At 38.7% G+C, this 22,959-nt stretch carries 21 protein-coding genes; 3 read left to right on the top strand and 18 right to left on the bottom strand.

The window, feature by feature from the left end; all coding sequences use genetic code 11:
• Positions 1-11: 11 nt before the first annotated feature.
• The 18 genes from OO016_RS09625 to OO016_RS09540 all read right to left on the bottom strand — a co-directional run bounded on the left by OO016_RS09625 (position 12) and on the right by OO016_RS09540 (position 18,747).
• On the bottom strand, positions 12-908 hold the full coding sequence (locus OO016_RS09625) for a glycosyltransferase family 2 protein (protein WP_266013044.1): 897 nt from the start codon (positions 906-908) through the stop codon (positions 12-14).
• A 13-nt stretch (positions 909-921) separates the two neighbouring features.
• The gene (locus tag OO016_RS09620) at positions 922-1,896 is read right to left on the bottom strand and encodes an EpsG family protein (protein ID WP_266013042.1); all 975 of its coding nucleotides are present in this window, start codon (positions 1,894-1,896) and stop codon (positions 922-924) included.
• A 290-nt stretch (positions 1,897-2,186) separates the two neighbouring features.
• Positions 2,187-3,323, bottom strand: coding sequence for a glycosyltransferase family 4 protein (locus OO016_RS09615; protein WP_266013040.1), 1,137 nt, complete (start codon positions 3,321-3,323; stop codon positions 2,187-2,189).
• Positions 3,323-4,435 (bottom strand): glycosyltransferase family 4 protein, encoded by a 1,113-nt coding sequence (locus tag OO016_RS09610; RefSeq protein WP_266013037.1) that lies wholly within the window; start codon positions 4,433-4,435, stop codon positions 3,323-3,325. The genes OO016_RS09615 and OO016_RS09610 overlap by 1 nt, the downstream gene beginning before the upstream one ends.
• The gene (locus OO016_RS09605) at positions 4,436-5,545 is read right to left on the bottom strand and encodes a polysaccharide pyruvyl transferase family protein (RefSeq protein WP_266013035.1); all 1,110 of its coding nucleotides are present in this window, start codon (positions 5,543-5,545) and stop codon (positions 4,436-4,438) included.
• Positions 5,542-6,690 (bottom strand): glycosyltransferase, encoded by a 1,149-nt coding sequence (locus OO016_RS09600; RefSeq protein WP_266013033.1) that lies wholly within the window; start codon positions 6,688-6,690, stop codon positions 5,542-5,544. The genes OO016_RS09605 and OO016_RS09600 overlap by 4 nt, the downstream gene beginning before the upstream one ends.
• Positions 6,690-7,625, bottom strand: coding sequence for a glycosyltransferase family 2 protein (locus OO016_RS09595; protein ID WP_266013031.1), 936 nt, complete (start codon positions 7,623-7,625; stop codon positions 6,690-6,692). The genes OO016_RS09600 and OO016_RS09595 overlap by 1 nt, the downstream gene beginning before the upstream one ends.
• A gap of 35 nt (positions 7,626-7,660) precedes the next feature.
• The gene (locus OO016_RS09590; RefSeq protein WP_266013029.1) at positions 7,661-8,650 is read right to left on the bottom strand and encodes a glycosyltransferase family 2 protein; all 990 of its coding nucleotides are present in this window, start codon (positions 8,648-8,650) and stop codon (positions 7,661-7,663) included.
• Complete coding sequence (locus OO016_RS09585; RefSeq protein WP_266013027.1) at positions 8,640-10,139, bottom strand: O-antigen translocase; 1,500 nt, start codon at positions 10,137-10,139, stop codon at positions 8,640-8,642. Before OO016_RS09585 ends, OO016_RS09590 begins: the two co-directional genes overlap by 11 nt.
• A 23-nt stretch (positions 10,140-10,162) precedes the next feature.
• On the bottom strand, positions 10,163-11,266 hold the full coding sequence (locus tag OO016_RS09580) for a DegT/DnrJ/EryC1/StrS family aminotransferase (protein WP_266013025.1): 1,104 nt from the start codon (positions 11,264-11,266) through the stop codon (positions 10,163-10,165).
• 135 nt (positions 11,267-11,401) lie between these two features.
• A complete protein-coding gene (locus OO016_RS09575) occupies positions 11,402-12,556 on the bottom strand; it encodes a DapH/DapD/GlmU-related protein (RefSeq protein ID WP_266013023.1) in 1,155 nt (384 codons plus the stop codon).
• The gene (locus OO016_RS09570; RefSeq protein WP_266013020.1) at positions 12,553-12,957 is read right to left on the bottom strand and encodes a sugar 3,4-ketoisomerase; all 405 of its coding nucleotides are present in this window, start codon (positions 12,955-12,957) and stop codon (positions 12,553-12,555) included. Before OO016_RS09570 ends, OO016_RS09575 begins: the two co-directional genes overlap by 4 nt.
• Positions 12,938-13,354 carry a sugar 3,4-ketoisomerase gene (locus tag OO016_RS09565; protein WP_266013017.1) on the bottom strand — a complete coding sequence of 139 codons (417 nt, stop codon included), beginning with the start codon at positions 13,352-13,354 and terminating at the stop codon, positions 12,938-12,940. The genes OO016_RS09570 and OO016_RS09565 overlap by 20 nt, the downstream gene beginning before the upstream one ends.
• Positions 13,332-14,216, bottom strand: coding sequence for a glucose-1-phosphate thymidylyltransferase RfbA (gene rfbA, locus OO016_RS09560; protein WP_266013015.1), 885 nt, complete (start codon positions 14,214-14,216; stop codon positions 13,332-13,334). The genes OO016_RS09565 and rfbA overlap by 23 nt, the downstream gene beginning before the upstream one ends.
• Before the next feature lie 13 nt (positions 14,217-14,229).
• A complete protein-coding gene (gene rfbB / locus OO016_RS09555; protein WP_266013013.1) occupies positions 14,230-15,291 on the bottom strand; it encodes a dTDP-glucose 4,6-dehydratase in 1,062 nt (353 codons plus the stop codon).
• The gene (locus OO016_RS09550) at positions 15,278-16,558 is read right to left on the bottom strand and encodes a nucleotide sugar dehydrogenase (protein ID WP_266013011.1); all 1,281 of its coding nucleotides are present in this window, start codon (positions 16,556-16,558) and stop codon (positions 15,278-15,280) included. The genes rfbB and OO016_RS09550 overlap by 14 nt, the downstream gene beginning before the upstream one ends.
• On the bottom strand, positions 16,559-17,557 hold the full coding sequence (locus OO016_RS09545) for an SDR family oxidoreductase (RefSeq protein ID WP_266013009.1): 999 nt from the start codon (positions 17,555-17,557) through the stop codon (positions 16,559-16,561).
• A 164-nt stretch (positions 17,558-17,721) separates the two neighbouring features.
• Positions 17,722-18,747, bottom strand: a complete 1,026-nt coding sequence (locus tag OO016_RS09540; protein WP_266013007.1) for an NAD-dependent epimerase — start codon at positions 18,745-18,747, stop codon at positions 17,722-17,724.
• A gap of 344 nt (positions 18,748-19,091) precedes the next feature.
• Between OO016_RS09540 and OO016_RS09535 the strand changes: the two genes are divergently transcribed.
• Genes OO016_RS09535 through OO016_RS09525 form a run of 3 tightly spaced genes read left to right on the top strand, consistent with a single transcriptional unit; the run spans position 19,092 to position 22,959 of the window.
• Positions 19,092-20,219, top strand: coding sequence for a DegT/DnrJ/EryC1/StrS family aminotransferase (locus OO016_RS09535; protein ID WP_266013006.1), 1,128 nt, complete (start codon positions 19,092-19,094; stop codon positions 20,217-20,219).
• A complete protein-coding gene (locus OO016_RS09530) occupies positions 20,216-22,153 on the top strand; it encodes a polysaccharide biosynthesis protein (protein WP_266013003.1) in 1,938 nt (645 codons plus the stop codon). The genes OO016_RS09535 and OO016_RS09530 overlap by 4 nt, the downstream gene beginning before the upstream one ends.
• Before the next feature lie 29 nt (positions 22,154-22,182).
• The gene (locus OO016_RS09525; RefSeq protein ID WP_266012999.1) at positions 22,183-22,959 is read left to right on the top strand and encodes a polysaccharide biosynthesis/export family protein; all 777 of its coding nucleotides are present in this window, start codon (positions 22,183-22,185) and stop codon (positions 22,957-22,959) included.

The raw sequence follows: 22,959 nt of genomic DNA, 5'->3' as shown, positions 1-22,959 counted from the left end.
TCTTGTTTTACCTAAAGTGTTTTCTTATTGGTTTTTGTGCGGATATATAAATTTAGAAGGATCCCAAAAGGAATTGCCAATAGGGTAGCAAGTTTCTTTGGCGATTCCTTTAAGAAAGCCCTATTCTTGGTAAATATGGCACAGGATACATAATGTACCGCGTTCTTGAATAAATCCTGTTGAGTTTTAGCAAGTCTCATACCAGATACCCGGGTAAATCCAAAACCATTAGGATGCCTCCTGTATTGTTTTAGCATATTCAGGCTGGAACCATCCGGCATATATTCTACAATGCATAGTATTTCATTGAGGGGAAGCAGTACAAAATCCTGGTCAATCAATTGGTACAAATAGCCAAGAGGTACAAATCGTTCTCCTTTATAAATTGGGTAAGGGGGATATTTTTTTACCACATCCGTCCTGTATACTAGCTTTTTATCTCCTTTTACCCCTTCAAAATGGTACAGATCATATAAAGTGGTTTCATTCAGGTGTTCAGGAATCTTGCTACCTATAATTTGACCCTGTTTATCTGCATCGAGGCCTACGAGTCCAGCGAATTCCGGCTTGTCTTTGATTCGATACCAGTTTTTAAGGATAATTTCAACTGCCTTGGGAGGCATATAATCATCACTGTCTATACAGACGTTCAAGGGTGTATTTATAAGACGATAAGCCGCATTATGTCCTCCATGCATCCCCTGGTTTTCCTGGTAATGATACTGTATATGGATCTTACTTTCCTTTATCCAAGAGTTAACCAATTCCCGGGTGTTATCGGTAGAACCGTCATCAATAACCAGCCAAATAAAATCCTTCTCTGACTGTCTTAGCAGACTGTTATAACATTGATGTAAGCAATAGGCTCTATTAAATGTAGGCGTAAAAACCGTTAATGTGGCTTTCATAATATCTTTAAAACTAGTAATAGACAAAAAACATTAAGTAGGTAAAGGCAAAATAAGCTGCTACAACATTACTCATTTTTAAAGGTTGACTTTTAAAAAAATCACCCTTTAAAAATGGATAAATTATAACAATAGCCATCATAAACCAGGACAGATATGCAAATCGGTTGGAATAGTTAGCTTGTATAACCAATACCCAGAAAGCATTACAAATCAGGTAGGTGTTCAGCAATTGGAAGTAAAAATCATCTCTGAACCTACGTTTAAATACAAAATACCAGCCGGCAAATACAGCGAAGGCAGAATGAAAAAGAAAATCCCATCGAAATCCTGTTTTCGCCGACGTACCCTCTAAATCTTGATTAGTTAGATACGCTGCCGCTCGTTCATCTGCAAATCCCAATGATGTAAACAAAAGAATAAACGCGCCACCTGCGACTAAGGAAAGGGGAATAGAAAGTAACCATCCTCTAAAGTAAATCTTAGGATTATTGTAAAAATGGGTTATCACATATGCAATAATCGGTAACATAAGTGTTTTGTGAAAAGAGATAGCCAGCAAGAAGAAAAATGCCACAACAAATTTCTTTTCACGATAGCAAAGACCCCACAAAAAAAGTGAGCAAGCTGCTCCATTACGCACACCGTTAACCCCGTAATTCCAAAACGAGAAGGAGACCAAAAACATCACAAAGGAGTAGAACCAATATGAATTGAACAACTGTTTTGATAATTTATAAAGGGGATAAACGTAAATAAAACTACATATGGTAAAAAATGTATGTATGGAAAATAACTTTGAAGAAATTTTCATAAAATAAAACCATCCAACATCAGCAGGAATCTTCATTTCAGATCCTAACTGTAATTGTAGATATCTTGCGTTATAGTTTGCTGTATCACCAAAAAAGCGTCCGTCAATTGGTCTAAGACCTATAAAAAGAATAATAAAAATAAGCAACAGATATCCGCTAAAACTAATGAACATTAAATTTTTGTTACTGTTAAGTGGAACCACCAGAGTGTGAAAATATGTAAGCAAGACCAATATTAGGCACAGATTCAGATATAAGGGGTAAAACGATTTTGGAGCAAGAAAGTCAATCATTTAGTATCTACTTCTATATATTATCTGATACCCTGTTATCATTTCGTTAATTAATTCACAGTTTTTTTATTGGATGAATTTATAATAACATTTAAGTTAATTTAGGATATATAAATTACCGAAAAAGATCCATATCCTACCTTCTTCTTTAGCACATTAAATTAATAAACTTAAGCGGATAATAAACTTTTATTCGTCAAATTAGCGAACAATTCTTCCCATAAAGGCATAACTTCGGTTAGACTGTATTTTTTAACGTTATCTTGAGCCTTATCTATTAGTAATTTTGAAAAATCAGGATTTTGTATAAATTTCAAGACTGAATCAGCAAACAAATTAATATTGCCCATAGGAACTAAAATACCGGATTCACCATCCAGAATATTTCTAGGTCCATTGGGGCAATCAAATGAAACAACAGGTAATCCACATGCTTGAGCTTCGAGCAAAACTAGGGGAAAACATTCATTATGAGAGGTCATTAGAAATAAGCCTGCCGACATCATTATTTTTTGAATATGATCAGAATTACCCAAAAAATATATTTTGTTCTCTAACCCTAAAGCTTTTACTTTTTCTTTTAAAGAGTTGGTATAATAAGGGTCACCTTCACCATAAATATGCAGTTGCCAGTCTTCTACTTCAGAATGGACCTTATGCCATGCCTCTATCATAAATTCAAAACCTTTTACCCATGCAATTCTACCAGCTGCAAGTGCTATTTTTTTCCTTCTGTAAGGAACAGTTGATGGAAAAAAAGTCACAGGATTTGGTATTATTACAGTATTCTTAGTTTTGTAATACAGAGCTTCATCCTTATTCAGTAAAACTAGTTTATCATATTTGCTTTCAATGTAATTGCTGTATTTCTGTACTAATTTTCTTAATAATCCTTTCGTCCTTTCTTTTTTTTCATTTTGTGCATGCTTTGAAAAGTGAAATTCTTTTACAGTTGGAATATTTGGGAATAATAAAGGGATAAAAAACGTATCCGTACTATGGCTACAAACCACAATAACGTCAGGATTTATTCGATTTATTTGTTTTCTCAGGCAAATTATATGCTTGGGAAGTTTTATTAGATTTAAAGGATGGAAATATGACTTGTTTCTGATATAGTTGATTCCTAAGTCACTAAATTGAATATTTTTATGAAAATCATAACAAGGTGCGTGATTTTTTTGTTCTGAAGTTATTATATGGATACGATATACTTTTTTTTTGGCCAGATAGTTAGCTTTGACAGAAAGCACCCTCTCAATGCCCCCATGCAGATAAACCTGATCAGTAATAAACAGAATATCCATCAACTATTGTATATCAGGTTAATAAATAGTTGATCCCAAATCTTACATATCTCAGCAGGTAAATATCTTCTCACATCTTCTCTTGCTTTCTCTCCGAGAATTTTTCTCTTGTTCTCATACCTTATAAGCGTCGTTATTGCTTCTGCAAATTCTTCAATATTATTATTATTGACCAAAATCCCGTTCTTACCGTTATCAATTATATCTCTAGGTCCACCAGGACAATCGAATGCGATGCATGGGACGCCAAAAGACATTGCTTCTATTATTACCATCCCAAATCCTTCTGATCTTGAAGGTAAAGCGTAAATGGATGAAGCTTTATATTTGGACATAATATTCTTTTCAGGATTATGAAAAGAAACATAACTAGATATTTGTAGTTTTTCCGCTATTTTAATATTCTTTTTCCCAGAATCTATCTTTCCGAATATGTGTAAATGCCAATCAGGATAGCTTCTTACAACTATCTCCCAAGATTTTAATAGACGATCAAAACCCTTTTCATATCCGTGATTTCCCACAGTAATGACAACTTTTTTTTCGAGCTTTGAGCATTCTTCAGGATAAAAGGGCAGTGGATTAGGAATTATTCTTACATTTTTTAACCCCGGCCATTCGGTCATATTGTTCTTGGTTAGCACGACGAAAGCATTATAAGAACGAGCTCCCAAATTCATTAAACTCTTTAACAAAAGATACCTCAATTTACCATGCCAGCTATTCCAATTTTTTCCTTTATGAAGATTCAATGAAGCATGCTTTTCTAGCACGACGGGGATTTTCTTGTTGATAAAGTGCCTAATATAGAAACCTTTTAATCCATCATCACAGACTGAAATAACATCAGGATTGATCGATTTTACCGTTCTTATGATTCCCTTGATGTAACCTATATAATATCTGATCCCAGATAGCCCTATATGGAGCGTATGTCGAATTATCTTATCACTAAAATTATAAAATGTATTTTTTGATTTATCATTCAATGTAAGAATATGTACTTCATAGTTCATATGTTCTGCAAGATAGCTTGCCTTAATCGACAGTACACGTTCCAGTCCCCCCGGACCATCAATCCCATTTGTTATATAAAGTAATTTTACTGGCACTTAATTATTTAGGGCTTGATAAAGGAACTGCTGGGACAATGCTATCTTTTTGGTGAGTTTCGGTTTAACCTTTTTGTAATTGATTGTCAAATCAATCAAATTGGCCACATTGCAATCATGTGCGACTAATAAATGCTCCAGATCCAACGATTGTAATAAATCGCGCATTCGCGTATTTATCTTATCTGTTCTGTTAAAAACCAAAAAATCCTTTTCGAAGATCAGGGAGAAGGCTACGGCATGAAAAGAATTGCTAATTACAAATTTGGCATTATAGATCAATGACAAAAAATAATCTGGCCCTTTCCGAAAGTGGTTTTGATCTGCGTACGGTATCTTTTGGTTCACTGTTATAATATCCCAGCCATTACGTCGTTTTAATTCTAGTGCAAGTTCACGTATTTTGAAATTGGAGTCAAAATCATATACCATAACATAATCCTTATTGATTTCATTTTTCAGGGCTAATTTTTTCCAATACTCTCTATCAAGAAGGAACACAGGGTCCAGGACTTGTTTAGCATTTGTTATACCAAGATCTTTTAAGATTACAAGGCCGGATTGTTCCCTTACCGATATATAATTAAGTCGGGACACACCTGTTTTTACAAAAGGTTTTAGGGAAGGTTCCAGATTGTCTATAGCAAAACTTGCAGCATAGGATATCTTTAATTTATTATCCTCCACAAAATTTAGATAGAAGGCAGGATCTTTGCCATTCTCAAAGAAGGAATTCCAAATTTGGTCGCTACCACAAATATAAGCATCTGCCTCCGGTACATTTTTAGTGAGTTCCTTATTATTTCTATACAATTGTTGGGTAGCCGGGATATATGTTTTTGAAAAACGGTCAAAGGATATTTTTCTTTTCAAGTTATATAACCTTATTGGCAGTTTTAAGGCCCGATAGATAAACCGAAATATGATATTCCTCCCAAAAAAAGGGTGTGCTACTTTAGTAAAGCTAAAATGATGACTTTCATAGGATGGGCGATAGTTGATTGCTCTAACTTCATGCCCTTGAGCTTTTAAATAGGCCAAAAGTGCATGTTCCTGCAAGCTGGCTCCATGATTGTACACATTATGGCATGTAATTGTTAGTATTTTCAAGAGGTAAATATTTTTTGGATTTTTTCAATACTACTAACGTTTTCCGAGTAAGTCCAATCTGATAATTGGGAACTGAATAAGGCTGAGATTGATGGATTTTCTATTAGATTAATAATGGATTTGCCAAGAGCCTCCTCATCCATTTCGCAGATTATTCCATTTTTTTTATTCTCCAAAAGAAAATTAGCAGGAGCGAAGTTTGTAATTATTATGGGTTTCGCTAACATTTTAGCCTCTATTACCGAAATGCCTAATCCTTCAAAATAAGATGGCTGTACATATAAATCACATTTCTTTAGATAGGGATATGGATTTTCTCGAAAACCAATAAGCTTGAAATGTTCTTGTAAACCATTATTGCTAATCATATTTTGCAATTGGTCTCTGGAAGGACCATCTCCGACTACAGTCCAGTTAAAATCAAAGCCCTTGTTTTTCAAAAATTTAGCTGCTTTAATTGCCATATCTATTCCTTTTGCTTTGGCAAGTCGGGCTATAGTTAATATTTTATATGAAGAATGATTGTAATCTTCGACTGATTCTTCACTTAGTGATTTGATTAATTTTTCATTCACTAGATCTGGGATAATACTTAAAGGGACTCCTATTTCGTATTTTTTGAGTAAAGATCTAAAGGAATCAGCGACATTCGGAGAAACACAAACAACGGTATTAAATTTTTGGTATTGCTTTTTATCATATTTGAATTTATATCCAGCATTGACATAATCTGTGTTTATCCAGGCAATTTTACATGTAGCGTTGACCTTTTCGGCTACATAGTAGGTTGAAAATCCTTGATTATATGCAATCGCAAGGTCGTATTGCTTTTTCAGTGGCGGAAACGTTGAACCGTATGAGTTCCAGAACTTTTGTGCTGGATGTATATTAGAAGACTTGAAACGCTTCAAAAAAAATTTAATTTTTGCTTGTATATACCTTAAACTATTAAGATTTCTAGGAATAATCTCCAGAGATATGTCTTTAGGTAAAAACCCTTCGAATTCTCCTCCTTGTTTAATTATTTTAATATTGATGTTGAAATTATCGCGTTTTATGTCGTTTAACAACGAGACCAAGCTTTTTTCAGCTCCTCCACAAAAAAGGGATTCAATTATTATTAATATTTGTTTTTGAGATGACATTAAAATTTCCTGAATAACTTGAAATATGTGATTCTAAGTTTACATTTCCAATTTAAATTACTTTTTAGTATAAACAAATGGCTGTAATTATGAATTTCTGAAGTTAAAATAGGATCAATACATAAATTTTTTTGGTTAAAGGATTTAATTAAAGAAAGATAGACATTCAGAGTTCTACAAAATATATTTAACCTCAATGATAAGGGTTCATCTCTTAAAATGGCTTTTTTTAATATGTTTAAATTAACTTTTTGTGTATCGAGATCTTTTTTTAAACTGTGTTCAGTTCTAGTTGTAGAATTATTATTGAATTTGTAAATATAACAGCCTTTGCTAGATATATAAGCCTTGTTTACAATATTTAAAATTTCTGATATGAAGTAATTGTCTTCATAGACCATTCCAAATTCGAAATTCACGTTCTTTATTGATTCTCTTTTGAATATTTTATCACAAACCAGCCATGAAATTAATTTCCTCTCTATCCATTCAACAAAGAAATCATCATTCTTAACGATTACTTCTTTTTGCGGTGTAACATGAATGAAGCTGCCATCTGCGGATTCTATCTTTCTGGGGTATTGCAAAAAATCAATTGATGGATCCGTTATAATTATGTTCATATTATATGAAAGAGTACCTAAATCCAATAAATCATCTGAATCAATAAATGTTATATACTCTCCAAGAGCCTGTCTAATCCCATGATTACGAGCATTTGCTTGTCCGTTATTCTCTATTGTGAATACTCTAATTCTAAAATCTTTTTCAGACATATTTTCAAGTATTTCTTCTGAGCCATCCACAGAGCCATCGTTCACGGCAATGATTTCGAAATCTTCGAAATTTTGATTCTGTATACTAGAAATACATTCCTGTATAAAATCTTCTGAATTATAAACAGGTATAATTATGCTCAATAATGGATTGTTCATACTTACTTAATAGACAATTAATGCAAATAATGAATTCAATTTTCCTTCATATATTTCATATAATATCTTTTTATTGATTTTCGTCTGATGGAGACCGATTTAACAGTCAAGGTGTACCAAAGTTTTCTCAAACCTAAACCAAAATAGGATTTAGGAGTTTTCTTTATATAAAAATGGAAAAAAGCCATTTCTATATTGTAGAATAACTTTTCAATTTTCGAATAATGTGGATAGCACAATTGACGAATTACACTTTCAACTCTTAATGGTTGATTTGAGAAACTCATTTGTTCAGAATCTTTTTTATTAGAGATTGAGTTCTGATGTAGCCTGTAATTAACGGTAGACTCATTTAAGTAATAAAATTTAAGACCATGTTCAAGCCATGTGTAATAGGAGGGCAGATCTTCCATATATCTACTAATTTCATTAAACCCACCGGCATTACAAACTTTTTGACGATTAAAAAAAATGGAAGGGGCGCCTATAATAACAATTCGGGCTAGAACCTCGATCTGATATTTGATTGGAAGTTTAGAAAAATACAATGCATTCTCTTTTTGATTCGGTCTGGAAGGCATCTTATTTTCCGACCTAAATTCATTAATATAATGATCCATGTTTGAATAAATAAGAGCTGCTTCCGGATGTTTATTTATAAATTCGATATATTTTTTTATGGAAGAGGATTTCAAAGTATCATCACCTGCAATGGGCTTAATCCAATCACCATTAGCTGTATTTAAGGCCCGGTTACAATTCTTGGAGATTCCTGTATTAAAAGGACTCGTTATTATAACAGCATTTTCAAAGTTAGATTTGTTTAAATCAATCCATTTCTGGCAAATTGCCAGAGTGTTGTCTTCGGAGCAATCATCACTTACAATAAGTTCAATACGAGGATAGGACTGGGCTTTAATGCTTTCCAGAGTTTCCACGATAGTGGCAGAAGAATTATAGGTAACCACATTTACCGATACTAGCGGATAGTCTGAATTGTTATGTCCTAAGTTTTTATTCACCATTATTTTTCTTAGCTTTTTTTCGGAAATTTTTAATAATATCCTTAAGACCTATTCGTTTATCCAATTCACTATAGGACATCCAGAATGAGGTCAATATCACAGGTATAGCAGTCACATAAACTAAAGGCTGACTAAGATGCCTAATCATAAAGAAACAAGCAACGCCTATAATAGTTTGAATTACAAAAATTCTATAGAAACTTTTAAGGAAATGGAACTGAAATTTGAACCTTGCAAGTGAATAAACTTGTATCAGGTAGAGCGCATATGTTAACAAAAAGGAAATACCCAATCCTTCAAGGCCCATCAAGTAATACCCCAGGAGGTTAAGTCCTAAAGAATAGGCATTGCTGATCAATTCGTTCCAAAAAAATAGCCGTGATTTACCTTTCGCCAGTAAGATAAAGGCAATGGCCCATCCAGCTACTTTAAAATACATACCCAAAGCGGCCCAATGAATCATTTTATCGATTGCCAGGAATTCCGATGAAAAAAGCAGGATAATGATCCAATTGACAAAAATGAAGAATACAGATAAAATAGGTGCAAGGATAAGAATTCCTATTTCCGCTTGTTGATTTATGAGTCTGGTAGCCTTAGAATTGTCGTTAGAAACGCCAGCAAGCCTGGGGTAATAATCAGTACCCATAGCAGCAAAAATTAGGCCTACGTAGGTGTTCAATATTCCGAATCCTGCATTATACAATCCAACGTCATCGATACTCCCGGTATTACTTATGTAGATCCGGACAAGATAGGCTACCGCTGTAGTAATCAAGGCACTAAGGCTGATCATGAAACCCATACGCAGCATATCCTTACTTAAGGCTATTGCTTCCTCCTTAGGCACTGGTGTGGTTTTAAGGGTCACTTTCTTTCCAAAGAAATAGGCTATAGCCATTGCCGAGATCGAGCCAATAATCAGGGCAGGGACAATGCCTTCAATTCCATAGAAATAATACAGGGGAGCAGATATTAGCAAGCCAATAAAAGACCCTATCATATTAGCCTTGGCCAGCATTTGTAATTTACGCATTCCCTGCAACATAACGAATTGCCCGTTGGTTAGTTGCGTGAATAAGAGTGTAACTGATAACCACCGAAAAGAATTGGTTTGCGAGTGGTCTCCAAATGCAAGCTCACTTAGATATGGAGCAAACAGTAATGTTGCCAATGTACCTAAAAGCCCTGTTATCCAAACCAGTTTTCTGAACACTGATGCGGTTTGTGCGACCTTTTCAGGATTACCTTGCTCATTGGCCTCTGCGATATTTTTTACAGCACTGGTACGCAGCCCAAAGCTAGTAAGTAACTGTACAAAACCTGTAGAAGAGGTCAGTAAGCCTGCGATTCCCATGCCTGAAGGACCTAGTAGTACTGCCACAATTTTACCTCTGAGGATAGAAATAATTATATTGAATACCTGTACCCCTCCAAAAATAGAGGTGGCCTTGAATATCTGACGGTAAGAACTTCGGTCTCCTGACATCCTTTCAGTTACCAGATCGGTATTTATCCTTTAAATTTATTGATCAATTGAATCACTTCCTGTACTTCCTTATCTGTCAGTACAGGGCTCATAGGCAGACTTAAGACCTCTCGATGGATCTGCTCTGTGATCGGGTAATGATTTTCGTTAAAATTAGAATAAGCGCCTTGCTTGTGTGGTGGAATAGGGTAGTGGATAAGGGTTTGTACACCACTTTCAAGAAGAATCTGTTGCAATTTAAGCCTGTTGTTATTTCGGATGACAAATAAATGCCAGACATGTTGCTGGGGATCCGGTACCAGTGGCAAAACGACTAAAGGGTTAGTAATACCCTTCAGGTACTGCTCGGCAATTTCCCTTCGCTTCTCAATTTCTTTGGGTAGATATTTCAGCTTAACATTGAGGAAGGCGGCCTGAATTTCATCCAGGCGCGAGTTTAGCCCCTGGTAGATGTTTTCATATTTCTTGTGCGAGCCGTAATTGCGCAATGCCTTAACAGTTTGATAAAGTTCCTTATCGTTAGTGGTTACTGCGCCGGCATCTCCCAGGGCTCCCAGGTTCTTTCCAGGATAAAAACTGTGTCCGGCTGCATCCCCAATTCCCCCGGTTAGCTTTCCTTTCCAGACACCTCCCTGGGCCTGAGCGTTGTCTTCAACCAAAAACAGATTATGCTTTTGGCATATCTCCAGCATCTGGTCATCAATGGAATTCTGCCCGTAGAGGTGCACCGTCAATACCGCCCTGGTTTTTGAGGTTATGGCAACTTCTATGAGTGAAGCATCCAGATTATAAGAATCCAATCGGGGTTCCACCAGAACAGGAAGGAGGCCATTGTCGGTAACGGCTAGGATGGAGGCTATATAGGTGTTGGCAGGCACAATTACTTCATCTCCCCTGGACATTAATCCCATTTCTATATAGGCCTTAAAAATCAATCGGAGGGCATCCAGGCCGTTGGCTACACCCAGGGCGTATTTGGTGCCACAGTATTTAGCATAATCCTCTTCAAATTGGGTTAGTTCTTCGCCCAACAGAAACCAGCCTGAGTCAATAACCCGGGTAGCGGCCTGTACCAGTTCATCCCTGTACTGGTTGTTAATTTTTTGCAGATCAAGGAACTTGATCATTTCCTTTTGTTTTGTAATGTCTCTCACAAAGGTTGTGTTTATTTTACTTTACCAAAAGTAAAGGCAATTAATCGATTTCGCTTGTTATTTCGCCTAAGTACCTATTATTGGTTTAAAGTGTAGGTTTTTTACTACTCAGACTTTTTGTCCGAATAATTTTAGCAATGATTCCCTCCTTTTTATAAAATTGGGGTAATCCAGGAGGAAATACAAGTCCTCTTCACTTTCTCCCACCGGCTCTGGATTAAAGGCCTTGATATACCGTTGTACCGGAAGGTTTTTCTTGCGAACGGACATAAAACACTTTTTAAACCCTAATTCTTCGAACGCCAGGGTTCTTATGAAAACATCGGTAAGCACAGATTTATCCTTAGGGGCGTCTGGACTAAACACCCAGCTTCCCAGCTCAAACTGATCTTCAGTCAGGTTGTATATCCGGGAAACCCCATATCGTTCCTTTTGATCCGGGGAAAGGGCAATGAGGTAAAAATCCTGGCCCAATTTTTCCCTTTCTTTATAGTCTTTCATCCATCCAATCTGGTCAGATAAGGCTGAAGAGGTGTAATGAATGTTTTCGGATAGCTTTTCATTATTTCTGAGAGTCAAGATAAAGGCAGCGTCCTCCAGTTCAACTAATCTGAAGTAACATCCGTATTTTTCGGTCGGTAAAAGCTTATGAACAGTTTTCGTCCTTTTTTTACCAGTAGTGGTTTTCACCATTAAGGAATTACTGTAAGAATCATTGGTAACTAGTTGCGATTTCTTCCAGGTATATGCTTCACCTGATATAGTATCAATCATGTTAAGGTCCAGAACTTTTCCGTTCTTAGTAATATAACCCTTATGTTTTGCCGGGTTCCCGTACCACAATTCGTAATCCCCTACATTTTTGGTTACAACAGACCCGGCTCCAATCATGGCATTTTTTCCAATTGTAAGGTTACATAAAATTGTAGCATTAGCACCTATGGAAGCTCCTTTCTTTATTAGCGTTTTTTCGAATTCCTGTGGCGGTTGTTTTGATTTTGGTACATGGTCGTTAGTGAAAGTAGCATTGGGCCCGATAAAAACATCATCCTCTAAAGTTATTCCGTTCCAGAGCTGTACCCCGGATTTAACGGTAACTCTGTCGCCTATTTTTACATTATTTTCAATAAAGACATGCGCGTTTATGTTACAATTTTTACCAATTACTGCACCTTCTAAAATTACCACATATTGCCAGATATAGGTTCCCTTACCTATGTTTTTAGAAGACACATTAGCAGTTGTATGGATAAATTTTGTCATAATTCAAGATATTCCTGATAATCTCTGATATAATCGGATTCATCGTATTTATGAGAAGCCAAAACCAGGCATACAGCTCCAGATGAAAAGTTTATTTCCGAAGCCCAGATTCCCGGTGGTATATGTAAACCCCTGTAAGGCTGGTTTAATTGAACAGTTTTTTTGACTTTACCATCATCCAGCAATACCTCAAAACTCCCGGATGCAGCAATTAAAAATTGATGACACTTTTTGTGCGCATGGGCTCCTCGTCCAAGGCCACCTGGAATATCATAAAGGTAGAAGACCCGTTCTATCTTGAACGGGACAAAATCATTGTTTTCCACATATGTGATATTGCCTGATCGGTTTTGAATTTTAGGCAAATCGATAAGTGAACATTCAAATATTGAACTTTTCATTAGCTTTTTGGTCGATAAAACGTTGTTTGTCTCTTATATAGTCTTTTGCATCATAAAAAGTGCTGGAAGCTACTAAGACCAGAGAATTGGTGGAAAAATTTTCCATATGTCTCCAATATCCATTTGGGACATAAAGACCATAAAAAGAACGGTTTAATGAATATTTTATTTCAGATAAACCATCAAATAGTATAACATCGAGACTACCTGACATAGCTACAATAAATTCTTCCTGCTCACAATAGGCATGCCCTCCTCTAATTTCACCACCAGGGACATCATAAATCCAAAATGTTCTTTTTATTTCAAATGGAATATGATTGCTACTTTCAAAAAAACTTAAATTACCCCGGTGATCAAGGATTTTGGGTAGGTTAATTATTTGAGGTTCTTTCATTTAATAAAACTATTTTTTTAATATAATCCCCATACCCGCTTTTACCATATTTCTCGGAAGCCATCATGGCCATATCCCGGTCAATATAGCCATGCCTGAACGCTATCTCTTCAATACAGGCTATTTTTTCCCCGGTACGGTGTTCCATAACCCGGACAAACTCCGTGGCGCTGTCCATGGCATCCACGGTACCCGTATCCAGCCAGGCCATTCCGCGTGTCATGATCCCAACTTCCAGTTCTTTGTTATCCAGATAAATTTGGTTAATCGAGGTAATTTCTTTTTCCCCCCTTGCGGAAGGCTTAACGCTTTTGGCGTATTCCACTACTTTATTGTCGTAAAAATACAATCCAGGAACGGCATGCTCCGACTTAGGCTCAGCTGGTTTTTCCTCTATACTGATTACTTTTTGATTCTTATCGAACTCTACAACGCCATAGCGCTGCGGATCATTTACGGGATAGGCGAAAATGGCAGCTCCCTCAACATCGGTCTTGCTCCGGACTAATTTTCCAAAGCCACTGCCGTAAAAAATATTATCACCGAGTACCAGGGCAACTTTGTCCTGCCCAATAAACTCTTCTCCTATAATGAAAGCTTCGGCCAGTCCATTAGGTTTTTGCTGTACGGCATATTCAAATTTGCAACCCAGTTGGGAACCATCTCCAAGCAATCTTTTAAAAGCTTCCTGGTCCTGAGGGGTGGTTATAATCAGGATTTCCCTGATCCCTGCAAGCATTAAAACTGACAGGGGGTAATAGATCATGGGTTTGTCATAAACAGGCAGCAATTGCTTGCTGACCGAAATTGTCAACGGGAATAATCGTGTCCCCGAACCGCCTGCTAAGATGATGCCTTTCATATCAATTTGCTGTTTAACTGTATTGTTTTTTGAAATAATTCTGATATTCCCCGGAAGTGATATTGTCCAGCCATTCCTGATTGTCAAAATACCAGTCAATCGTTTTCTGCAAACCCTGCTCAAAGGTAACCGACGGCTTCCAGTTTAGTTCGTGGTTTATTTTGGACGCGTCTATGGCATATCTGAGATCGTGCCCTGGCCTGTCCTTAACAAAGGTGATGAGTTTTTCAGAACTGCCAGCCTTTCTGCCCAGTTTCTCATCCATTAGTCGGCAAAGCAAGATTACCAGATCAATATTCTTCCATTCGTTGAAGCCACCAATAGCATAGGTTTCCCCAATTTTACCCTCATGCAATATCAGATCAATTGCCTGGGCATGGTCTTCCACATAGAGCCAGTCACGTGTGTAATTACCGTCTCCGTAAACGGGCAAGGGTTTGCTGTTGATGATATTATTGATAAATAAGGGAATCAGCTTCTCGGGAAACTGGTTGGGCCCGTAGTTGTTGGAACAATTACTGATTACGTAGGGAAGTCCATAAGTTTCTCCATAAGCCCTGACAAAGTGGTCGGAGCTGGCTTTGGAGGCCGAATAAGGTGAGTTAGGGGCATAGGCTGTTTCTTCGGTAAAGAAACCTGTATCCCCCAAGGTGCCGAATACCTCGTCCGTACTGATATGGTAAAACAACTTGCCTTCCCAGTCATTCTTCCAGATACTTTTGAAGGCGTTCAGTAGATTCATAGTGCCCAGTATGTTGGTTCTTGCAAAGGCATTCGGATCGGTTATAGAGCGGTCTACATGAGATTCTGCGGCCAGGTGGATTACCACATCAAACCTAAGCTCCTGGAAGAGTTGGTTGATGAAGGTCTCGTCAGTGATATCTCCTTTTATAAATCTATAGTTAATTGCCTCTTCTATATCATTGAGGTTTTCGAGGTTACCCGCATAGGTGAGCGCATCCAGATTATACATCCGATAATCTGGGTATTTATTTAACAGCGTGCGGACCACATGGGAGCCGATAAAGCCAGCTCCTCCGGTAACCAAAACCTTTTTTGTTTTATAAGCGTCCATTCACCTCAATTTTAAGTTTTCCTTTTACGTCGTAAATTATTCCCTTCGAGGCCAAAAGCGACTGAAGGTCTAAGGCATCGAACTGATCGTGGGCCACGGTCAGCACTATGGCATCAAACGGTCCGGAGGGACACTGCTCTAAGGTGACCAGTCCATATTCTTCCTTTACTTCTTCAGGGTTGGCCCAGGGGTCAAAAATACTAACCGTGGTGCCGAAGTCCCTAAGTTTGCTTATCACATTTACCACACCTGTATTACGGACGTCCGGACAGTTTTCCTTAAATGTAATCCCCAACACTAAAACCCTTGAACCCTTGATCAGGATATCCTTGTGAGCCATAAGCCTGATCACTTCGGAAGCCACATATTGACCCATGCTGTCATTCAATCTCCTTCCCGCTAATATAATTTCAGGATGGTACCCCACTTCCTGTGCTTTTTGAGCCAGGTAATAGGGATCTACCCCAATACAGTGCCCGCCAACCAGGCCGGGTTTGAAAGGAAGGAAATTCCATTTGGTTCCGGCTGCCTCCAGCACCTCATGGGTGTCTATATCCATGAGGTTAAAGATCTTGGCGAGCTCATTTACAAAGGCGATATTGATATCCCTTTGTGAATTCTCAATAACCTTGGCAGCTTCCGCTACCCTGATCGCCGGGGCCATGTGTGTACCCGCTGCAATAACGGATGCATAGAGCTCATCTACCCTTTTACCCACTTCCGGGGTGGATCCTGAGGTAACCTTAAGGATCTTCTCTACCGTATGCTCCTTATCCCCGGGATTAATGCGTTCCGGGGAGTACCCCACAAAAAAATCGGTGTTAAAGGTAAGTCCACTTGTTTTTTCAAGGACCGGAACACAATCTTCCTCGGTAGCCCCCGGATACACCGTGGACTCGTATATTACGATATCCCCTTTCTTTAATACCTGACCTACCGTTTCACTGGCTTTCAGCAGTGGGGTGAGCACGGGGCGGTGATTCTTATCTACCGGAGTAGGTACAGTAATGATATATACATTACATGACTCGAGCTTGTTTAATTCATTGGTACAAAAAAGACCATTTTTTTCGTCGGGACCTGATTTGAGAACCTCTTTTAGTAGCCCTTCTTCCACTTCAAGCGTATGATCCTCTCCGGCCTGTAACTCTGCAACCCGTTCAGCGTTTATGTCAAATCCCACTACTGGATATTTTGTAGCAAAAAGCCTTGCCAATGGCAGTCCCACATAACCCAGACCAATAATACCTATTTGTGTGTTGTTCATTTATTTTAAATTATTCCAGTACCAGTTTACGGCTTCCCGGAGTCCTTTCTCCATATTAAATGCAGGATGATATCCCATCAATTCTTTGGCTTTGTCTATGGACGCAAGGGAGTGGGAGACATCCCCTTTACGTTCGGGGCCATATTTTATTTCGACACCGGCAATATCGGGATCGAAATGAGACAAATATTTTTTCAATAAAACCACGAGTTCATTCAAACTGGTTCGTTCCCCATAAGCTACATTATAAACCTGGTTCCAGGCTTTCTCATTTTTAGAGGCAATACAGCGTAAATTCATTTCCACGACGTTATCGATGTAGGTGAAATCCCGGGAAAAGCTACCGTCTCCATTGATCACAGGCGATTCATGCTTCATAAGTTGCATAACAAACTTGGGTATTACTGCAGCATACGCCCCATTGGGATCCTGTTTCCTGCCAAATACATTGAAATAACGTAGTCCAATGGTATTTATTCCGTAAGCCCTGTGAAAGATTTCGGCATAGAGCTCATTGACATACTTGGTGATCGCATAGGGCGACAGCGGTTTGCCAATTATATCCTCCACTTTGGGCAAGCTTTCAGAATCTCCATAAGTGGAGGAGCTTGCCGCATACACAAAACCTTTAACCTTAGCGTCACGGGCAGCTACCAACATATTCAGAAAACCGGAAACATTAACTTCATTTGAGGTTATGGGATCATTAAGAGAACGGGGTACAGAGCCCAGAGCGGCCTCGTGCAGTACGTAATCCTGATCCCTGCAGGCTTTCCGGCAGGTTTCGAGGTCCCGTATATCTCCCTGAATGAAAGTAAAATTTCGGTGGTCCCTGATTTCATTCAGGTTCTCTTCCTTTCCTGTGGAAAGGTTATCCAGGCAGGTCACCTGGTTGCCGTTTTGCAAAAGCGCTTCACATAGGTTTGCACCAATAAATCCGGCTCCACCGGTAACCAAAACGCGGTAATCCGGATTAAGCTTAATGTCGGGTAGGTTCATGGTCATTTAAAATTGCAATGCAAATATGACCATAACCAAAGGATTCACCCAGATATTTATACTAAGTTCATGTAAAATCCGATGAAAGTCATTTCCAGTATTTTAATTAGGAAATTTCTCATGCTTAGGAATGATTGGTATTATTTCTACTAATCTTATAAAGACTATTGCTTGTAATAATCCCGGTACCAATCAATAAAATTTTTAACACCAACATCAATAGGGGTGTTTGGGGCATAGCCATAGTCCTGTTTAAGTTTTTGAACGTTTGCCCAGGTGGCCGTAACATCCCCGGGCTGCATCGGCATCATATTTTTAAGAGCTTTCTTATCCAAGACCCCTTCTATAGCCTCAATAAAATCTAATAGTTTTATCGGTTGACCATTCCCGATATTATACAGAGAATAGGGTACCGCTGATCCCTTATGATCAGATTCAATAACCTTCATGACACCGGCAACAATGTCGTCAATATAGGTAAAGTCGCGCTCTAACTGCCCCTCGTTAAACACATTGACGGGCTCGCTTTTCAGGATAGCCTCGGTAAACAGGAACATGGCCATGTCCGGCCGCCCCCAGGGACCATAAACGGTAAAAAAACGAAGTCCGGTTGTAGGAAGTTTGTAGAGATGGCTGTAGGTATGGGCCATTAATTCGTTGCTTTTTTTTGTAGCGGCGTACAGGCTTACGGGATGGTCTACCCGGTCTTCCTCCGAAAAGGGAACCTCATTACTATCCCCATAAACACTGGAACTGCTGGCATAGACCAGATGTTCTACATGGGTATGACGGCATCCTTCCAGGATGTTGAGAAATCCCACCACATTGCTGTCCACATAAACTTCGGGATTTTCCAGGCTGTAACGGACCCCGGCCTGGGCGGCCAGATGGCAGACTTTATTGAATTGTCCTTTTTCAAACAACTTTGGCATCGCCTTACGGTCTGAAATGTCGGCTTTAATAAATTGAAAATTAGCACCATGCAAAGAACTCTTGTACAACTTATTATTTTCTAGGAAAATACTTTTGGATATGCCCAGCAAATCCAACCGGGACCTTTTGAGGTTAACATCGTAGTAAGGATCTAAATTGTCCAGTCCTATAACCTGATATTCCATGCGGAGCAATACCTCACAGGTATGGTATCCAATAAATCCGGCGGCCCCTGTAACTAAAATTTTTTCTGTCAAATTCCAAATATTAGATGAAGAAGAAACTACAAATTAATCCTGACACAGGAATAAATTATTGATTACTTCTTCTTTATAATAAAACGATTATTCCCCCAATGGACTTATTTTGTAAAGGCACTATTAATTTAAAGAATGAATTATCTAATTAACCTTAATATACCTGAATTGCTATGAGAACTGCAATTTTGCCAATTCATAGTAAATAAGTAGGCTATAATACTTATCTTACAAGGTCGATGATCGACAAAATCAATTCTTAATCGAAAGATAACGCCATATTTCTTATTTCTTGTAAGGTATGTGTAATTTAGTTTCCCAATTATGTGTTAACCCAAATCACTATGATAACTAAAACCAGGATCTGGCTTTCCTCTCCTCATATGGGGAATCTGGAACAGGAATATGTGCGGGAAGCCTTTGAAACCAACTGGATAGCTCCTCTGGGCCCTCATGTTAAGGGTTTCGAGGAAGATATTACCGAATATCTGGGAGAATCATCCTATGTAGCAGCTTTAAGTTCCGGAACGGCGGCCCTGCATCTGGGCCTGCAGCTTCTTGGTTTGGGAAAAGGAGACCTGGTGCTTTGCCAGAGTTTTACCTTCTCTGCTTCTGCCAACCCCATTACTTACCTGGGAGCAGAACCTGTATTTATCGACAGCGAGGCAGATACCTGGAACATCTGCCCGGACCTGCTTGAAGAGAGCATTACTGACCTTTTAAGATTAGGTAGAAAACCCAAAGCAATTGTGGCCGTTCACCTTTATGGTATGCCCTATAATGTAGAGGCTGTACATAAGGTCGCAGAAAAATATAACATCCCTGTCCTGGAGGATAGTGCGGAAGCCCTGGGAAGTCATGTTAATTTCCAGAAATGTGGGACTTTTGGCGATATTGCCATTCTCTCGTTCAATGGAAATAAGATCATTACTACCTCAGGAGGAGGAGCACTGGTCTCCAAAAATAAAAACTGGAAAGAGGAGGCTGTATTCCTGGCCACTCAGGCCCGTGACCAGGCACCGCATTACCAGCATTCCAGAATAGGTTATAATTATCGCCTGAGCAATGTGCTGGCGGGAATTGGACGGGGACAGATGCGGGTTTTAGATGACCGAGTAGCGGCCCGAAGAAATAATTATGCCTTTTACCGGGACCAGTTGGGAGAAATCGATGGGATAGAATTCCTTCAGGAACCACAAGGGTTCTTCAGCAATCGCTGGCTCAGCTGCATTCTAACCCCTTCTTTTGATATTCGTGAGCACATACGCTGTGAACTTGAAAAAGAAGATATTGAATCCCGCCCCCTGTGGAAGCCCATGCACCTGCAGCCCGTATTTGAAAAAGCACGTAGCTATACAAACGGAACGAGTGAAGCGCTGTTTAACAGAGGGCTATGCTTACCCAGCGGATCTAATCTTGAAAAAGAAGATCTGTGGAAGACAGTAGAACATATTAAAAAAGCTTTGGTATGATTAAGAATTACCTGACTAATACGGTTTCCCGATATGCCTCCAAATGGCTGGTCCTGAGTATTGATATAGGTACCATCTCTTTCGCTTTTGTGCTAAGTTATATTATTCGCTTTAATGTGTCTTTTGGCTTCGACTTTAAACAGCTATACCTGCAGCTCCCGATAGTTGTTGGTGTTTCCGTCCTGGCATTTTTTATTACTGGTTCGTTTAAGGGTGTTGTTCGGCATACAGGGATACGTGATGTATATAATATCTTCAATGCCATATGCCTTTCCAGTATACTGCTCATCTTTGCGGTAATCCTGAACAGGAATATGCAATTAGTGAATGAGTTTACCATACCTTTATCCATTATTATTATATTCAGTTTGGTATCCTTTTTGGGTCTCACAGCTTCCCGTTATCTTTTCAAATCCATATACAACGGTTTTATTCGTGATTATAGACGGGTTAAAAACATTCTTATTTATGGAGCAGGGGAATCAGGGATTATAACGTATGATACGATTACTTCTCATTCGAGGGGAGGCATTAAAGTTTTGGGTTATATTGATAATGACGCTAAAAAATCTGGTAAAAGCATAAACGGGGTTAAGGTATATGGCCCTGATGAAATTTCAGATAAATTTCTGTCCCAGCACAACATCTCTGAAATTATAGTTTCCATTCAAAAGATCGAAGCGAATAAACTCCGGGATATAGTACAGGAATTAATGCAACTTCCTGTAAAAGTGAAGATTGTGCCCCCGGTTGAAAAATGGATCAATGGAGAACTAAAGGTTTCGCAGATCAGGCAGGTACAGATTGAAGATTTGCTGCAACGTCCCCCTATTTCCCTGAAGAACCGTAAAATTCAGGATGAGTTAAAGGGTAAGGTTATTATGGTAACAGGAGGTGCTGGTTCCATAGGGAGTGAGCTCGTTCGCCAGATATGCCATTACAATTATCGCCACCTCATCATTATCGACCAGGCGGAATCGGCCCTATACGATTTGCAGCAGGAATTAAAACGTTCCGGCTACACTAATTTTGTGGCCATTGTGGGTGATGTGCGAGACAAAAACCGTATGAACAATTTGTTCCAGGAATACCGTCCCCAGATCATTTTCCATGCTGCTGCCTATAAGCACGTGCCGCTGATGGAATACAATTCCTATGAAGCTGTAAAGATCAATATAAATGGTACTAAGGTCATTTCTGATCTGGCCGACCGTCATAATGCAGAGCGTTTTGTTTTTGTCTCCACAGACAAGGCCGTAAATCCTACGAATATCATGGGAGCAACCAAGCGCATTGCCGAAATGTACATTAGCTGCATGCAGCAATCCAGCAAGACCAAGTTTATCATAACCCGGTTTGGAAACGTATTAGGGTCTAATGGTTCCGTGATCCCGCTGTTCCGGAAACAGATAGAAATGGGTGGCCCATTAACGGTAACCCATAAGGACATCACACGATATTTTATGACTATTCCGGAGGCTTCCCACCTGGTATTGGAAGCGGCTGTTATGGGCGCTGGTGGAGAGATCTTTGTATTTGACATGGGCGAATCGGTTAAGATCTTTGACCTGGCCCGGAATATGATACACCTCTCTGGCTTGCGATACCCGGAAGATGTTGATATTAAGATAACCGGCTTGAGACCCGGGGAAAAGTTATATGAAGAGCTTTTAGCAAGTGGTGAAAATACCCTTCCTACCCACCATAAGAAGATAATGATATCCAAATCTCGGGATTTGGACTATGTTACTATTCGCACTAAAATAGATGAGCTCTGTATCAACAATATGTTTTTCTCCGATGCGACAGTTTCACTAATGAAAGAGATCGTTCCAGAATTTATATCCAATAATTCACAATTTTGTAAATTGGACCGTCAAAATATTTCCTACAAATCATTAAAGCCGGAATTAAAATCCGTTCAAGACTTGTAGTTACTTATTTCTAAATCATTGTTTGGCATATGCGATTAGTCACTCTTATTAAAAGGATAGTTACAATAACTGTTGTCATGGTAGTGCTGTCCTCCTGTGCGGGTAAAAAAAGGGTTCATTATTTCCAGGATGCCCGGAATTCTGAAACCATTATGAGCAAAACTTCCTTTGTTCCCAAGTTTAAGGTAGATGATGAAATCAGTATTATTGTCACTACCCTCAATCCGGAAGCCAGTATACCCTTTAATCTGTTCCGAAGAATTGAGGGGAGTGGCAGTGTCGCAGGAGATGAAAGCCAGATAAACTATTTGGTAGATGAAAAAGGATTTATTGATTTTCCTGTTTTAGGTAAGATCAGGGTTGTTGGACTCTCACCTGAGGAATTAAAACAATACTTACAAAAGGAATTGGCTGTATACCTAAAGGATCCGATAATTAATATCCGTTTAAGGAATTTTACTGTAACGATATTGGGAGCAGTGGCCGCACCGGGGACCTATCGTGTCATTGGAGAGCAAATAACCATATTGGAAGCCTTGGGCTTGGCTGGGGACTTAAGTATAAAAGGGATAAGGGAAAATATAATGGTTATTCGTGATTATAATGGAACCAAGGTATATAACAAAATCGACCTAACTTCTAAACAGGCCATGGATTCTCCAGTGTACTATTTAACACAGAATGATGTGGTATATGTGGAACAAAATCCTTCAGCTGTATCCGAATATAGTTTGGATGGAAGAACTTCTTTAACTTTATCTATTGTTTCACTATTAGTTACTACAACTTTATTGTTAACTAGATAG

The sequence above is a fragment of the Lentiprolixibacter aurantiacus genome (assembly GCF_026241225.1).
GTDB lineage: Bacteria > Bacteroidota > Bacteroidia > Flavobacteriales > Flavobacteriaceae > Lentiprolixibacter > Lentiprolixibacter aurantiacus.
This window is presented reverse-complemented; position numbering and strand designations above follow the sequence as displayed.